The 15562-nt window shown below is 51.7% G+C and carries 14 protein-coding genes and 2 pseudogenes; 13 read left to right on the top strand and 3 right to left on the bottom strand.

All coding sequences use genetic code 11. The features are described from left to right. The first annotated feature begins 419 nt into the window (after positions 1 to 419). The 6 genes and pseudogenes from BMY54_RS01795 to BMY54_RS01775 all read left to right on the top strand — a co-directional run bounded on the left by BMY54_RS01795 (position 420) and on the right by BMY54_RS01775 (position 6356). Positions 420 to 872, top strand: coding sequence for an N-acetyltransferase (locus tag BMY54_RS01795; protein WP_224794712.1), 453 nt, complete (start codon positions 420 to 422; stop codon positions 870 to 872). A 34-nt stretch (positions 873 to 906) separates the two neighbouring features. After that, positions 907 to 1077 (top strand): hypothetical protein, encoded by a 171-nt coding sequence (locus BMY54_RS30535; protein ID WP_167351291.1) that lies wholly within the window; start codon positions 907 to 909, stop codon positions 1075 to 1077. 171 nt (positions 1078 to 1248) lie between these two features. After that, a pseudogene (locus tag BMY54_RS01790) lies at positions 1249 to 2100 on the top strand (YifB family Mg chelatase-like AAA ATPase); the annotation flags it as partial. A gap of 620 nt (positions 2101 to 2720) precedes the next feature. Next, a complete protein-coding gene (locus BMY54_RS01785) occupies positions 2721 to 3893 on the top strand; it encodes a hypothetical protein (RefSeq protein WP_093429709.1) in 1173 nt (390 codons plus the stop codon). A gap of 7 nt (positions 3894 to 3900) precedes the next feature. Next, positions 3901 to 5085, top strand: a complete 1185-nt coding sequence (locus tag BMY54_RS01780; protein ID WP_093429708.1) for a caspase family protein — start codon at positions 3901 to 3903, stop codon at positions 5083 to 5085. Next, positions 5082 to 6356: a hypothetical protein gene (locus tag BMY54_RS01775; protein ID WP_093429707.1), complete on the top strand. Its 1275-nt coding sequence runs from the start codon at positions 5082 to 5084 to the stop codon at positions 6354 to 6356. The genes BMY54_RS01780 and BMY54_RS01775 overlap by 4 nt, the downstream gene beginning before the upstream one ends. 413 nt (positions 6357 to 6769) lie before the next feature. On the opposite strand, the gene BMY54_RS01770 is transcribed toward BMY54_RS01775, so the two are convergent. Then, the gene (locus tag BMY54_RS01770; RefSeq protein ID WP_093429706.1) at positions 6770 to 7417 is read right to left on the bottom strand and encodes a hypothetical protein; all 648 of its coding nucleotides are present in this window, start codon (positions 7415 to 7417) and stop codon (positions 6770 to 6772) included. Positions 7418 to 7815: 398 nt separating this feature from the next. Here BMY54_RS01770 and BMY54_RS01765 point away from each other — a divergent pair, with 398 nt between their 5' ends. The 3 genes and pseudogenes from BMY54_RS01765 (at position 7816) to BMY54_RS01755 (ending at position 9378) form a co-directional block, all read left to right on the top strand. Next, positions 7816 to 8616 carry a hypothetical protein gene (locus BMY54_RS01765; protein WP_093429705.1) on the top strand — a complete coding sequence of 267 codons (801 nt, stop codon included), beginning with the start codon at positions 7816 to 7818 and terminating at the stop codon, positions 8614 to 8616. 34 nt (positions 8617 to 8650) lie between these two features. After that, positions 8651 to 8916 (top strand): annotated as a pseudogene (locus BMY54_RS01760) (transposase); the annotation flags it as partial. Positions 8917 to 9159: 243 nt separating this feature from the next. Beyond that, on the top strand, positions 9160 to 9378 hold the full coding sequence (locus BMY54_RS01755; protein ID WP_093429704.1) for a hypothetical protein: 219 nt from the start codon (positions 9160 to 9162) through the stop codon (positions 9376 to 9378). A 295-nt stretch (positions 9379 to 9673) separates the two neighbouring features. Here BMY54_RS01755 and BMY54_RS01750 read toward each other — a convergent pair whose 3' ends face one another. After that, positions 9674 to 10621 carry a hypothetical protein gene (locus BMY54_RS01750; RefSeq protein ID WP_093429703.1) on the bottom strand — a complete coding sequence of 316 codons (948 nt, stop codon included), beginning with the start codon at positions 10619 to 10621 and terminating at the stop codon, positions 9674 to 9676. Between the two features lie 135 nt (positions 10622 to 10756). Continuing rightward, positions 10757 to 11683 carry a hypothetical protein gene (locus BMY54_RS01745; protein ID WP_093429702.1) on the bottom strand — a complete coding sequence of 309 codons (927 nt, stop codon included), beginning with the start codon at positions 11681 to 11683 and terminating at the stop codon, positions 10757 to 10759. Between the two features lie 635 nt (positions 11684 to 12318). On the opposite strand from BMY54_RS01745, the gene BMY54_RS01740 reads away from it, so the two are divergent. From BMY54_RS01740 to BMY54_RS01725, 4 genes are all read left to right on the top strand, one after another. Further along, positions 12319 to 12954 (top strand): antitoxin Xre/MbcA/ParS toxin-binding domain-containing protein, encoded by a 636-nt coding sequence (locus BMY54_RS01740; RefSeq protein ID WP_093429701.1) that lies wholly within the window; start codon positions 12319 to 12321, stop codon positions 12952 to 12954. 288 nt (positions 12955 to 13242) lie between these two features. Then, positions 13243 to 14370, top strand: coding sequence for an ArsR family transcriptional regulator (locus BMY54_RS01735; protein ID WP_093429700.1), 1128 nt, complete (start codon positions 13243 to 13245; stop codon positions 14368 to 14370). Further along, positions 14367 to 14927 (top strand): winged helix-turn-helix transcriptional regulator, encoded by a 561-nt coding sequence (locus BMY54_RS01730; protein ID WP_093429699.1) that lies wholly within the window; start codon positions 14367 to 14369, stop codon positions 14925 to 14927. The genes BMY54_RS01735 and BMY54_RS01730 overlap by 4 nt, the downstream gene beginning before the upstream one ends. Before the next feature lie 112 nt (positions 14928 to 15039). Next, positions 15040 to 15375: a YegP family protein gene (locus tag BMY54_RS01725; protein ID WP_093429698.1), complete on the top strand. Its 336-nt coding sequence runs from the start codon at positions 15040 to 15042 to the stop codon at positions 15373 to 15375. Positions 15376 to 15562: the final 187 nt, after the last annotated feature.

The following is a 15562-nucleotide window of genomic DNA, read 5'->3' as shown; positions in this document are numbered from 1 at the left end:
TTACTTCAGAGAAACCAGCTTTCTCTGCTGCCAAAAATGCGGGGGAGCTTTTACTGGTGCCCAGTCCCGACGAATGCGCAGTTGCAGTCCCCGAACGTGAGGATCCTTCAGTACCGCTCAGGAGTCAAAGCTCATTTACGATCGAGAGCAGCGCAAAACCCTCATCCATGCCGGTATAAAGTATTGCCTCTCCGCCCTCTCACAATCTGAACTGGCCATCTCCAACGTCCTTCACTAACGCAAGCACTGTCCTACAAGGACCGTCCCCTACGTCTGATTACGTAAGCATCAATGCCTTCGATATCGTCTGCAGATTGATCCCACAGAACAAGACGATGCGAAGAAAAGGCAAAGGTACCGAACTTCGAAATCAGACACTCAAATCTGAATCCCGAAAACTCGCACATCAAACAATGTCCATGGACCCAGAAGCCTTGGCGGCTGGAGTTGATGCTCTATCACTCAGGATCGATCCGATTACTCCAGTAGCAATCAACGCATTCCACCAGTGGACCGGCCCCGTTGGGTATCCATGGGACGCTGTGTTGGACTGGAAGACCAAAGATGCAAAAGGGCTGGACTTGGCGTTCTGGTACGAAGAAGAACTGTGCGGACTGTGCTACGCAACGCCGCGAAGAAGCACGATCTGCATGAAAATCGTCCTTTTGCAGGGGCACACCTGCAAGACAAATACCTTGCGGGGCTGGATCGCTCCGATGGCATTGCTGACAACAGAGTTCTACGCCCGGAAGCTGGGGTGCACGCAAATCGAAGTACAAGAGCCAGACTCAGGCGCCATCCCTTACTATCAAACGCTGGGATTTTATTTTGATACAACCGGCCGCCTTGTCTTTCCATTGGACGACCAATAAGATCGAATCAAGCATCCCGGCACGTGAGGTGTTTATGAAGCAGAAGAAGCAGAAAACCCAACCGGCACGGGTTTCCAAACCAGGTACCGAGACACTCGGTTTGCCGGACAGAGTTTCAGCCAGTCAGCGGCATTTTCTGAAAGTGGCCGCGACCTATGGCAAGGAAATGGAGCCCGATGGCTGGCTCGCCGGTGGTGGAACCTGAGTACCGCAAAAATGACCGCCAAACAGGCGGTTTTTTTATGCCTGAGGATTAGTGCCTTCAGCAACATCCAGTGAAAGTTCGCCCTTAAAACTGTCCGACCAACGCCCTCTCCCCAGACTACCCTTCAAAAACCCGCAGGAAGCGGCCCCCGATTCAGCTCAAGGAACGACCATGTCCCTCTCCATCGTCCACAGCCGCGCCCAGATTGGCGTGGAAGCCCCCGCTGTCACCGTCGAAGTCCATCTGGCCAACGGCCTGCCGTCGCTGACCATGGTCGGGCTGCCCGAGGCGGCGGTGAAGGAGAGCAAGGATCGGGTGCGCAGTGCGATCATCAATTCCGGGCTGCAGTTTCCGGCGCGGCGGATCACCTTGAATCTGGCGCCGGCGGATCTGCCCAAGGATGGCGGGCGGTTTGATCTGGCGATTGCCTTGGGGATTCTGTCGGCGAGTGTGCAGGTGCCGTGTCTGACGCTGGACGATGTGGAATGCCTGGGTGAGTTGGCATTGTCCGGCGCAGTAAGGGCGGTGCGCGGGGTGTTGCCGGCAGCATTGGCGGCGCGCAAGGCGGGGCGTGCGCTGGTGGTGCCGCGAGCGAATGCCGAGGAGGCGTGTCTGGCTTCGGGGTTGAAGGTGATTGCGGTGGATCATCTGCTGGAGGCGGTGGCGCATTTCAATGGGCATACACCGGTTGAGCCGTATGTGTCTGACGGGCTGATGCATGCCAGCAAGCCTTATCCCGACTTGAATGAAGTGCAGGGGCAAGTGGCGGCGAAACGGGCATTGCTGATTGCCGCTGCGGGTGCGCATAACCTGCTGTTCAGTGGGCCGCCGGGAACTGGAAAAACGCTGTTAGCTAGTAGGCTACCGGGACTGTTGCCGCCGCTTGCCGAGAGTGAAGCTTTGGAGGTCGCGGCGATTCAGTCAGTCGCCAGTGGTGCACCGCTAACCCATTGGCCGCAGCGTCCCTTCCGTCAACCGCACCATTCGGCCTCCGGGCCGGCACTGGTGGGTGGCAGGTGTCGGTTTTCGAAATAAATGCGAATTTTTCGAAATTAATGCGACTACGTAGCCCTTGATTGAGCTAACTCTTACCGCAAATTTAGGCTAGATGCCGACCAGATAGTGACGTCAGATCGGCCCGGAGGCATTGAGTTCTGCTCAATGCTCCAATAGATATTAAAGGGTTGTATTCCGGATAGGCAGGATGTTTCACAGTACTCACCAGATATCTCACCTCGCTTGAGACGGATCGCGTCCAAGCCGTGCTCTCCAAGCTCGATGTAGGTCTATTCGCTTTATATTCTGGTGGATCTTTTCAGATAGCCCCACTGAGACACCACGTACAGCAGATTACTTTTTCGCCCCCTCCAAATACTCAGGTCGGTCAGGTAACTCTCGACCAATTCCAAAATCTGATCAGTGATCGGGGGGGGGGGGAGGATGGTTACGATCAAATACTTGAATTCCGAGCGTGCAGAGCCGCCTCCTTAGGCTAGATTGTCCGTGATGGCATTGTGAAGCCAATGACCACGACTTATCGCCATGGGAAATTGCGAGCTCCGCCAGCGCCGTAATCAGTAGTACCCGCGCTGCCTTCTTTAGTGCTAGCAGAAACCATGCACAATCTGCAAAGGAGCAGCTTTATGCCAATAGTTTTCGTACACGGAGTTAACAACCGTGATGGAGCTGAGTACCGGGAAAGCGAGGTTGGCCGCAACGGTTTCCTCAAAGAACTGGTTGCGCCGGCACTGGGTGCCGACAGAGCTTCACTTCAAATCTTCAGTCCTTACTGGGGGGACGCGGGGGCTAAATTTGCTTGGGGCATGGCCGCGCTGCCCAATCCGGATGACAAATTTGAGAGTTTCGGCGGAATGGAAACCGGTACTGCTGAAGGCGTTGCCCGCGGCCGGGTAGCTGGGCTCTGGGCAGAATCCCCACAACTCACCGGCGACAGGTTGGATGATGCACGCCGGCACTTCCCAGAAATCGTTGATCTGCTGTATGCGTCGGCCATGGCTGGAGCGAAGACCGAAGCTGAGGCTCAAGCCTTAGCCCAGTCTTACGCAATCAGCTCAACATACGCCGTAGGTTCCACTCCAGACTGGGTAATGAATCCATCCACCACCGTCAACAATCTGGTAGACCAGTTGGTCCACCACACCAAAGCCAACCAGGTTGAATCGTTCGGCGCAGGAGCGATAATCAGCTCGCTTAAGGAAGCCTGGTCAAGGCTGGCTCACGCAGTGCCCGACAAGGCCACAGATGCCGCTGGAAAGCTGCTGCGCAAGAAACTCAACGCTAACTTCACTCGTTTCACTGGTGATGCCTTCACCTACTTTGCTCAACGGGTAACAGGTCAGGGCCGGATTGTTTCAATCGTATTGGACGAGCTTCTCAAGGCAGACGCTGCGCGTCGAGACGGTGATCAGCAACTAACAGTAATTGCTCACAGCTTTGGCGGAGAGATCATTTACGACTTGGCCACGCATTACGCTCCTAAAGGCCTGCAGATCGACTGCCTGATCACCGTCGGTTCGCAAGTTGGCCTGTTCGAAGAAATGAAGCTGTTCAGAATTAGCCAGGAGAATCTGCCGCCAGATCCGCCAAAAGGACGCCTCCCCCGTCCCGCCAAGATTTCCCGTTGGCTCAACGTGTTCGACACCAATGACCCATTCAGCTATCAGCTAGAGCCGATTTTTGGAGGGGTATCTGACTACCACTACGATACAGGGTATGGAGCAGGTGGAGCGCACGGCGGATATTTTCAGCGTCCAAGTTTCTACAAACGTCTGGCTGCCCGGCTAACTAAAGGATGAGTGCCCTGTGACCCTACTGTACTCAACCGCCACGGGCGATGGCCCAGGAACGCATGTCCTGGCCATTGGCGTCGGCAACTACCCGCACCTCCTGGGCGGTAGCGGGCCTCTTGCAGAGCGTCCGCTTGGCCTTGGCCAACTGGAGTCACCCCCAGTATCCCTGATAGCGCTTTTGAGCTGGTTGTTAGCCCCAACGATCAATCCAAGAGTGGTGGGCTTGGCAAACCCGCAGGCGCCGTTAGCCTCTGTGGCAGCGCTCGGCTCCAGCAACACCCCAATTTCGATCACCACTCCAGGGGGTAACCACCTCCTAGCCGCTGCAACGCTTACAAGCATACAGAACGCCTTTGATGAATGGTTAGAGCGTGTACAACGTCATCCGGACAATGTGGGCGTGTTCTACTTCTGTGGACACGGCGTGATGGTCGCTGATCACTATCTCCTTGCAGAAGATTTCGGCGCGGATAGGCGCAGGCCTTGGGAGAATGGTTTTAACATCACTACTACCATGCGTGCCCTTGAACGAGAGGTTGCGGGTGCCCTGTATTACTTCATTGACGCGTGCCGCGAAGTACCTCGTGACATGCTATTTACACAAGGATCAGAGCCGGCAGCGCTGACCCCAATCGATCTTGAAAAGGAGTCAATTCGAAGATCAGTTACAGCATTGTTTGCAACCGGTGAAGGGCAGCTCGCTTTTTCCCGCCCTGGCGGCAATGTGTCCCGCTTCACGTCAGCTCTTCTTGGGGCACTGTCCGGATATTGTGGCGTGAAAGAGATTGGGTCACGACGTTGGATAGTGGATGGCGAAATACTGGCGGCAGCTGTGAGAAAGCTACTTGACTTCGAATTGATTAATAACCAAGGAAATTTACCTTCACAAACAATAGACCACCGGATTAATGGTCGATCTATTCCTTTGATCAGCGCGCAGACCGCACCCAAAGTAAAAGTCTGGATTGATCTTTCTCCACCCGATCAGCGTTCGTCGTATGAGCTCTACCTGCAGCACTTTAGAGGCCAAAGGACAGCTCAGATCCATACTGATCAGGCATTCCAAGTTGAAGTGCAACCTGGCTTTTATGAAGTTGGGGCTATTGGAGCGTCTGCCGATTTTCCTAGCATGGTGCATCCCGATGAACAACTGGATCCGCCTGTCTATCCGCTGACCTTCAAGGTGATCAATCCATGAAGTTTTTGACCATCAAGCTAAGTGTTTACGATACGCCTATTAAATTTTATGAAGAAGCTGAACCAGCTCTTCCTTTGAAAGTATTGGCCATAGATGGATCTGTGCTAGCAGAGTTTGCTCTAGCCAACCAAGACCAAAGGACAGTAAGTTTGCCGCGCAAGACGAAAAAGGCATACGTCAAACTATATTGGCCATCCGGCAAGACAGCAACCGAGTCAGTAGATTTTTCCGGCACCGATGAGGCTACCGTGTCGATTGGTCGTGGTAAAGTCGACCCTATACCGAACCGAAATCGACACTATATCCACCGCTCCTCAAACATCATTGCATCCTATTCCTTAAAATTTCCTCGTATGGAAATTTGGCTACGTCTCTATCAGTCCATTTACGATGCTGATGCCCCCCCTTATTGGAAGGTAGCCGACCTTGGGGTCCAGCACGTAAGACCAAAGTCCGATAGTTGGCAAATCGAACTGAATCTTCCTCATGGTCAATGGATGCTTCAAGTTGGAGGGGAGTTTGTTCGATGGCGTTTTACGACACTGCCCACAGGAAAGATGCGGATCCTTATATCACCGCCATCAACCAGGCTAATTGACATTGACATCACTATAACAAGTGACCGAGAGAATGCAGATAATCTCATTGAGTTTTTAGCACGAGATTCATTGCGTGCTGCAGACGCTATCGCCGAATCTGCTTACCAGAATCAAGCTCGCTCTATGTTTTCAAGTAAATTCCTCGATCCTATGAGTGCAGTTGCAGGGGCTTACTATTTATTGAGACGCGGAGGATGGGCTAACATACATGTTCAATGGTACGAGAATCTTGCGAGGTCTTGCTACTGGTGCCCAGATGGAATTATCATACTCTGCGCTTTTCTGTTAAAAAAAGGTTTAAAAAATCAAGAACTAAGGCGCGATTTTATCCATGACCATATAAAGCGTCTTGAGCGAGCTCTGCGGCGTGGGTGGCCAGTTTACCGGGAAGGGATTGAACTATTAGGTGATATTGCTGCAGAACTATCCGACGAGATCGCACTCGATATACAGAACAAAATACGTCACCTTAGAATCGCGCAGTCGTGGGCTGGCCCTTGGACATGCTTTTGGGGTGCGCTACCCGAGCATCCGGATCAATTCACAATTATAGGTATGCCTGATAAGGCCCGTATATATGATACCGAGCGTGTGCCGCCCTTGGATCTAGTAGAATTCCACTCAGATTCTAAAAGTGTAATTCTGCGTCCGCCCTTAAAAAACCTTTTCTAGACAACAGCGAGTGCAGCTGTAGGCTTTCGAATAGCTGCGACACTTTCGAAATTAATGAGACAAGAATCTTATTATGCCACTGCTGATCCAAACAAATGAGAGTAGTGTTAACAACAGAGAGCAGCGAACACCTAGAAGCTCCACTTGTCGAATTTCGGAATTAATGCGACTGAAATCATCCGGTAGTCATACCCTCTAAATCTATAGTTGTGCTCATTATTCGCATCCATACCGCTATCCTTAGCGGCTAACGACCAAAGGTTACTTTTCGGGGAGGAAAATTGACGGCCCCCAGTCCACCCGGCGGCAGAACCGAACGACTGTTCATCGGTGCATGAAAAGAAGGAATATGGCGCTGCTGACACGGCTGCATCCTAGGCGAACTGTCGCTAACCCCTCGCTCAATTATCACATTAGGGATACTGGGTCAGCGCGAACTGAACGCGAAGGCTCAGCGCAAGTCGCGCCCGCCATTTTCCAACAACCAGATCTGATAAGTCTTTCGGGTTGTCGTCACTTGTTCTCGTAATGGCGTGGACCGCGGAGAGCAGGTTATCCGCCAAGTCCTGTTCGGGACTCATTCCGACGGCGCGGACGAGGTTGATTGTGTCTGTCTGTTGCGATGACACGCTTCCAAGCCAGTCCTCCGGCCACTCGAAGCGATGTTTATAAAAGTTTGCAGCTCCGTTTGCGATCGCTACATAGCTAAGGCCTGACTTCGGATTAAGCTCTGCCTCCAACGACATCACGGCATCCTTGCGTATCGTCTGTCCGTTTAGCTCGTAGATCCGTTTTACGATCGAGACCGTCTCGGTGATAGCCGCCTGAATAAGCACAAACATGGCTCCAAGCAGTACGCCGGCTTTGTCGTACATTAACTCCGCCGGGTGATCCCAGTATTTGCGCCCCGGATGCCCCAGATCCCCGAGGCGCTCAGACCAAGCATCAAGTGCTTGTTCAGTTAACTCCGCGTGCGATCTGATTACGCTAGAAAGGGGAAACTGGTCGAGTAAGTCCTCTAGACCCTGCACCAATCTCAATGTCTGTGTATGCGCGTCCAAGATGTCCTCCTATTTGGACGACTACCATAACACCAGTAGACTCCGATAAGCCTCGCAGGGCGCGTGCTTCGGGAGTATGACCGATTCATACTCGTTGAGATCTTTCTCGGGAAGCGTGTTTCGAAACGAATTCAAGCCCCTCTTCTGAGTGTCTATATCGTGCTTTTCCGGTTCAATGCGGCACTTGGCCCAGCCGAGGTTTGACGTGGCTCGTCCAGGCCGGGAGCAATTTGCATTAATTACTGAAATCTTACATTGATCGTTAGACTTCACACGTCTGGACTCCAGCCCTTCCCGGCAGCCTGTGCCAATAAACTATGCCTCCGCCGAGGGCGTCAGGTGCAGGTGTATACTCGCTTTCTGACCAATTAGGCTTCACGCCCTAGTACAGGCCCTCAATGACCAAGAACACCCAGACGGATGCTCCAGAGCTGCCAATTTCCGAACCCTGCAGGAGCGCATGTTCCGATTACCTCAAATACCTAGACACCATCCTCACTCCGGTCCTCGAAGAGCTGAAAAGTGACTCTGACAACCGTGCGCTGACTCTGCACCAAGTCATCGGCGCGAATCTCTGCGCCGCCCACGCAGTGGACTACATCGTCGCCATCCGCCAGACAATTGGCCTGAACCAGTCCCGCGGGATGCTAGTTCCGATGTTTGACGGGGAGTACGGAGTCTGTGGTGCCCGCATCCACGGCGGCAAGATGGCACTGGTAGATGCGGTCAACAACGCCATGAAGCACATTCGGATCAACCCGAAAAGGTACCAAACCCTGGTCCAGAAATATGGCCAAGTAAGCTTCGAGTGCCTGGTTGAGGCCGATGGGAGAATACTGTGCCTCCTCGATGGGTTCCGCTTTGACTACGTCCGCGTTGTGCTCATTCCGGTCCTTCAGGCTCTGTGTAGCTGGGCATTCCAAGATGAGGAGGACGTGGTTGAATTCGCCCGAGGAGGCATGGGGGAAATGGATGGCGGGGCTGCTTATTCGCTGGATGATGACCCTATCGACGCGCTTATCGACGCTTGCAACCCGCTCTGCAGCAACTGCGACGAGGCTGAAGAGGAATGCCAGTGTGCGGAGTTCATGTTCGACGGACAGGCCGGCGAGTTTGAAGCCCGGTTTGCAACAAATGCCGAGCTGGACTCTTTACTCTCCGCGGTATCAAGTGCCTACCGTCGCGACAGGCTAGTCTGAAAGCGCTTCGCAGCTCCGTTCGAAGGAGATATGAATTCAATCCAGCCGCCGGCTTGAGCGTGAGGCGGAGCGCAACGTCGAGTTAAAGTGGCCTACGGGGCGTTTGGCCCCGGACTTCAAACCATTGCCGATTTTCGCAAGGACCACGGCAAAGCTATTCGTAACGTCTGTCGCCAGTTCGTAGTGCTTTGCCGCAACCTCTATCTCTTCTCTCAATCGATCATCGCCATTGATGGCAGCAAGTTCAAAGCCGTCAACAATAGTGACCGCAACTTCACCCAAGGCAAAGTGAAGGCACGACCATTGAGGTCATCATATTGAAGTGTTTGTGTGCTCCGACCGGCTAAATCCACAGCCGCTCACTGCCGGTCATGTCTGCTAAGGGTGTGGGTAAAGTCCGGTGCAAATGGCTGGTTAGCTCGATTGCAAATGGGTGATCAAGTCAGTGCAATTACCACTAGTGCCAGCGTATCTGGAGTAGTAGCTCCAGCCAGCGGCGAGTTCAGCTAGTCTTCCTGCACCAGTTACTCAAGGACGATACCCATGCCAGATAATTCTGAAGCCAACATAGCCACAGCGGACGCTCTCACACTGCTCCTGCACAACCAGCACTCCATATGTGCGGCAATTGAGGAGGTGACCAAGTGGCTCTCCGAGAATGGAATGGGGATTGTCGCCACTAACGCAATTGCGGCCATGGAAACGCTGGATACGAATGCTCAAAGCATCACAGGCGCCATCATGCGACTACGGCAGTTATAGGCATCATCTAGCGCCCCGCTCCCCTCATTCATGAATGAGTCCCGATTGATTCGGGAAAAATGGACTCTTTGGAGAGTGAGAAATTGCATTCCACGTGACCACTCATTCGGATTGACTCTGGCCAGCCAATTGTCTCCCTGCTGACCAACCGCTTGCGTTCGACTTGGCCAGCAGGCACCACAGTGACAACCGAAAGAGAACGGCCAAAAAACGTACGCATACTTCTGAGTGCATAGGGTCGCTAGCTGCCACTAGCGAACAAAAGGCACGCCTTTTTGAGGTATTGCCTAAGAGACTATCTTGAATCCCTTTTTAAAATACGCTGCAAAAATCTTTTGATCGGTTTGAGATGCACGGAAGCGTCATACCAATGACGTTTTTCTTCTGGAACCTTATCTAAAGCTGAGACTGTTTTGTCTATCATCTCCTCAGTAGTCTGTGACATCAAATATTGGTAAGCCTTTTCTATATGAGCTGACCGGAAGTCGAGGTCCGGACATGCTGGAAGACCCATCATTGCTTTCAGCATGAGATTTCCGTAGCCAACTCCGACAGTCTGATCAGCACAAAATGCCGCTGCTCCACCGTAAACTTGGAGACGAGCAGCCCGAGGCAAATAGATGCTCTCGTCGTGGTCCGTATCATTCAAAATTGATAGCAAGTGTAGGAAGCCAAAAGCGCATGCAGATTCCACTATCTGTGGTCGTACATTGCAAATTTTTTGGATATCGGGGCGTCGTAACCACCTCCATATCAAGCCTCCGCCGATATAGTCAGCATGGCTTTCCTGAGCGATCGATGACTTTGTAGGCAAATGGCCAATAAAAACATGGGTTAGCTCGTGAGCATAGGCAGCGAGAACGGCGACCAGAGCCGACTGACAGAAGTAATCGGATACCACCGCAGGTTGCATCCCATCACGCGTTGGTGCGACCGCTATCAGCTTCTGTATGAAGGAAATGGGTATTGATATGCGGTAGGCCTCCCTATCTCCAACCATGGTAGCCATCGGTATCGGGCTTGGGTCAAGTGACAGGTGTGGGAGCAGAGTAACCTTTAATGGCTGCGGCACGTCCACAAGAGCCGTCTTCGAGACGATCCGTATTACGCGATCTGCATCGAAACAAACTGACGTGAGAACTTCGAATTCTAGCTCACTCATCTGACTGTTTTGGGTTAACCGATAGTGATCAAGGTTCTTGACCAGCTCTCCTCGAGAGGGCTTAAGATTTGCTTTACTCATTCGATCCTTCGAGTTTTGCATAGTGGCTATATGTGAATGATGTGCTGTTGAGTGTATACACGTCATCATGCGCATTGCTTCGGTGTTCTTATGTCCGGGATAATCTTCGGATCGCTTGGGGGGAGACTTTAGTTATCAGGAGACCCCCAGCACGCTCAAGGCTGCGACTACTGCCTTATATGCCTCAGAACTGGAGCCGAGAGTCTGGACCGTTGCAGCAACACCTGATAGCAATGATTTCAGGCTGAGACGATTGGGCTTTTCCTTCTGAATTTCTTCGATAACAACTTGAAGGTGTTCCCGCGCCTCTTCCCGGTCACCCGAGGAAATCTCTGCGGCAGCAAACTCTGCTTGAGCCGCTTTAAGCGCGCCTATCAATACGCCGTAATCACTTGAACCAGCCGTTTGCTGAACGTTAGCAACGGCGTAGTCCCCTGACTGCACAGCACCAACGGGAGCATTGAAATTAAAAACGTGACCTGCCTGTGCAGGTGCTGGTGGCTTAGACATCACTCTACTCCATTCATCGAAATCCAACCCTTTGCGGAAGCGAGGAAGTTTCCGCCCGCTCATATCGTTCCAGACAATGTAGCGTCTCTCCGTAAGGTGATTCACTAGATCGCCGAATTCATCGAGATAGTCCCTAAGCGACTGTCCTGTCATTGCATCTAAAGCAGCGAAAATATCTTGATACGGCAGCCATCGCTCATCCGGCAGACGCTCGAGGAGTTTGAACAGAACCTTTTCCAAATCCTTACGCTGCAATCTTTGCGCTGCATCCGAAGGTTTTTCCCTTACCACCAGACCCTTGGAGGGATCGATTTGCACATCCAGGCAACCAGCCTTCGCAAGCTCGAGCCAGTGTTCAGCAATCTGAAGACGCAAATCAGAAGAGACATCCCCGGGCGAACAATAGTCTTTTTGGGCACGGAAGATAACGTCCTGCCAAGCCAACCATCCAAGGGAATCTGGAAACAAAGCCATCAGCTGCTTAGTGACGAAGTCAAGATTATCGCCGTAGTCAGCAAGCCCCTTCCATGCATTCATTAAATCTTGATCCATCGCAACTTCCTACGTAGCAAACCCTTCGGGTATCGATTGCCCCTGACCTGGCGACAGGGTATCCGAAGCCCTAAGGCCAGCGACGATTCAGTCGCTGACCTAGTAGCTCTAAGTGGAGTGTATTAGGTGGATTTTGCGAAAGCTAGGCTGGCGCCAGCTTAAGGTGTATAGCGCAGCGCAACGTGTCGAGAGGACATCACCACTCTGCAATTGACACTCAGACGAGGACTCGCGCAACGGCCAGCAGAACGTGCACAGCGATTGGCTGAGCGAATGATCGCCAGGTAAAGGAGGGGACAGCCAATCCGGACAAATACAGTTTGGCACCCATCAACACGATTTCCATGTATTCGGGAGGCATCACCAATGATGCCTAGAGCGCACTCCTGAGCCTTTGCGCAAGAATCACTTGAGTCTATGGTGGGAATTGCATACCAACCCAGTACCAGAAGCGCCGAGGATCCCATCGTCGCTTCCTTCCAAAGGGATCAGCGCCCAGCCCGAAGCTCTCTGACCTTTTCGGTGGTGATGGGCGCCCCCCCTATGACCCTGCCCCCGTTGTTCACTTCCGTGCGTACTGCATTTCACACGAGCATACTGACGACACTCTAATCTCAACGTGAGGGCCGCAAATCATGAGTGAAGGTGAGCGCTGGAGGGTTAGACTCAAGAACACGAACGATGGTGGTGATAAAGGGATAGTCAGTTTACCGCCTGAACTTCTTGCGCAATACGGTTTGACCATCGGCGATGAGTTGATCATCGAAGTGGTCAATGGCGTAATAACGTTGCAACCCTTGCGCAACCCCACAATTCGTGACTCATCGTCCGTGACTTTACGAAGCGACGAATACCGGCCTTACAGGCTCTGGCTAGAAACCCATCTCCAGATTCCAACCGACGCTTCAGTTCAAGCCATTCACGAGTTGATCGAGTCTGGTTTTTCCGCCAGTAGTCTCCAAGCCCTTTGCGATAAGGGAATCATGACCCCGGTCGAGCGTGATAGGGTCATCCCCTATCGAACCCTCAAAACGCGCCTAGCCAACAACCAGCGCTTGAGAGCCGACGAAAGTGATCGAATGTATCGTGCGGTACACGTTATCGCGATGGCTATAGCGGTATTCGGTGACACTGAAAAGGCCCGCCACTGGCTGTCCAAACCCAAATTTCGCTTTTCGGGTGAAAGTCCAAGTGAGCTGCTTTCTACTAGCCTGGGAACCAATCTTGTGGAGGAAATGCTGATTCAAGTGGCTGAAGGTCTGAACTGCTGATTTTCCTTATGTACGGGGCAACTCTGCCATGCCTATCCATTGATACTCTCGTTTTTGAGGAACTCCTTCATGCGGATCGTCTGGAACACCCCACCGAGGCCATCATTCGTAGTAGCATTTTGCACCCACATCCCACGGGACATGCGTATCTCCCGTGGTTTTTTACGCCGAGCGTAGGTCCGTAGGTCATGGCTCCCCATACTAGCCGCGATCTCAAAAATCTCCGATAGGCTCAAAAGCGACACTGGAAAACAGACGTTGCCATTTATGTAAGATCTCGAGCCAGTTATGCAGAAAAGGATTATTCAGCTACTCAGCAAGTCATCAGGATTGAAAGCACGAGAAATAGCCAGCCAATTGGATCTTGAGCGTAAAGCCGTATCACATCACCTCCACGAAAACCTAGAAGTATTTATCCAAGACCCCGAAACATTTGGCTGGTCGATTATTAAAAGCGCAAGTTTCGTTCTGGAGCTTAATTGCGGAGGGACTTGGCTTACGGAAACGCACTTCGAAAAAGCTCTGAGCAAAGCGGGCTCGCCGTTAGATGCGGATCACGGCCATGTCACAATCAAAATACCTGCCGAACGAAAGATCCTTCTTTGCGCGGCGGCGAAGATACTTGCGATAGCTAACCAGCTTGCGGCTGCAAAGAAAAAGGTAGAGCTCGACTTCTCCGAGAATAAGTTAGCGCTTTCTTATTTGAACCGCGCAGGGTTTATCGATAGATTGGATCCGAGCATTAAAGTACTTCCAAAAAAGCCGTCACGTTCAGCAGCCCAACTATATAATGCCAATAATGTCGGCTTGGTTGAGCTTATGGAAATTACTGCATATGGGGATAGAAGTGTTAATGTTCCAGAGCGGATCAAAACTAGCTTTATCAAGGCGTTCGGCGAAAATCATTCCAGCAAGCTATTTACAGTCGTGGCTGAATTCGTAGGAAATGTCGAGGAGCACTCCGCTACTCCGATCCCGGGCTTTGCGGGACTTCAGTGCTACGGAAGTGCAGATCAAAGACCCAAAGTAATTACTGTTATATCGGACTCCGGTATGGGCATCTGTGAAACGCTTCGTCCTGCCATTAGCGAACGACTACCTGAGCTTGCCAAGAAATTCGATCCATCACTTCCAGTCTCCAATCCAAAACTTATTCTTCACGCTATTTTGAAAGGCGGACTCAGTAGTCGAACCACGGGGGGTGGCGCCGGATTACATAACAGTCATTCCGAAGCAGAGAAATTAAATGCGACTATTAAAATTAGGCAAGAAAACTTCTCCGTTACTCTCGAATACAAAGCAGGTGTTCTTGAGAAAAAGAGTTGGGCATTGAATTTACCAAAACTGATCGGAACTCACATTGTATTTGAATTCAGCTTGACAAAAACCCAATCTCTGCTTAAACTCGCGCCATGAACGAGAAAACTTACATCATAGCCCTGCGGGACTTCACGGAAGAAAGTAACCCCTATGGAACTTCTAGGGGCAGGGAAACTTATACCAAATTATTGAATCGCATTGATAAAATTAAAGATGCCTCTACTATTGGTATATCGTTTTCTGAATTAGCCGCTGCTGATATTTCCTTTCTCCGAGAGTCATTAATTTACACCGTCAAGCGATACAGTAAGGAAATTACTTTTTTCGCTTTTAACTTCCAAGATGAAGACATCTTCGCCAACCTTGATGGCGCGGCAGTTTCTGCGGAGCAGCACCTTACGTGCTGGGTGAACGGCCAATGCCGGTTTGCCGGACCAAGGCCAACCGCCTCCAGCAAGGCATTGCTGGACATGGTGATAAGCCACCGCTCGACCACAACAGCCAAAGTCGCTGAAGAACTCAACATCAGCGTTCAGAACGCCAGCACTCGCCTTAAGCGCCTCGCAGAAGAAGGTTTTCTGTTAAGGGTTGAAGAGGCTGCCGATACCGGTGGCAAGGAATTTGTGTACCAGGTCGCTGGCAAATCTGATTAAAGGGCTTCCGTTAACCAGAAAAATGGTCTAAGCTTTTGCTCAGGCCATTTTTTTTGGTCACTGTTAAACGGATTCATTTATCGAGATGGAAATCAGGAGCCCAGGAGGGAAAATGAAAGCTCGCTATGAAATCAAATGGGCCACAAACGAAGAAAGGTACTTTCACCTGAAGGCCCCGAATGGAGAAATCATCATGTACAGCGAAAGCTACAAAACGCTGGCCGGATGTGAAAACGGTATCGGTTCGTGCCGCGAGCATGCTCCGTACGACAGGTTCTATGGAAGGGCCGCGACCAAGGGGGAGAAACCGTTCTTTCATTTGAAAGCAGCCAACAACCGAATCATAGGGCAGAGCGAGCTTTACGAAACCGTACAAGCTCGTGAGGCAGGGCTCGCGGCAGTCAAACGCTACGCCCCACAAGCAGATGTGATCGATCTAACAAAATAAGGCACGCAGAAAGCGCGTCATACAGGCTTAGGAAGCAGTATGAAAAGGAATTTGAAGGAAGCACATCGAAGGAAGGAAAGCTAAAGCGCAATTGCAGTTGCGCCTTAGCTCAAACACGAATACGTCTGTGCTGGATGAGTATCTTCGTGCGCTGCCGATCGGTCAAGTACTGATCGTGTTCCCTCCG

It is taken from the genome of Pseudomonas sp. ok266, from assembly GCF_900110195.1.
GTDB classification, from domain to species: Bacteria; Pseudomonadota; Gammaproteobacteria; order Pseudomonadales; family Pseudomonadaceae; genus Aquipseudomonas; species Aquipseudomonas neuropathica.
The sequence above is the reverse complement of the archived record's forward strand: the minus strand, read 5'-3'. Positions and strand labels throughout refer to the sequence as shown.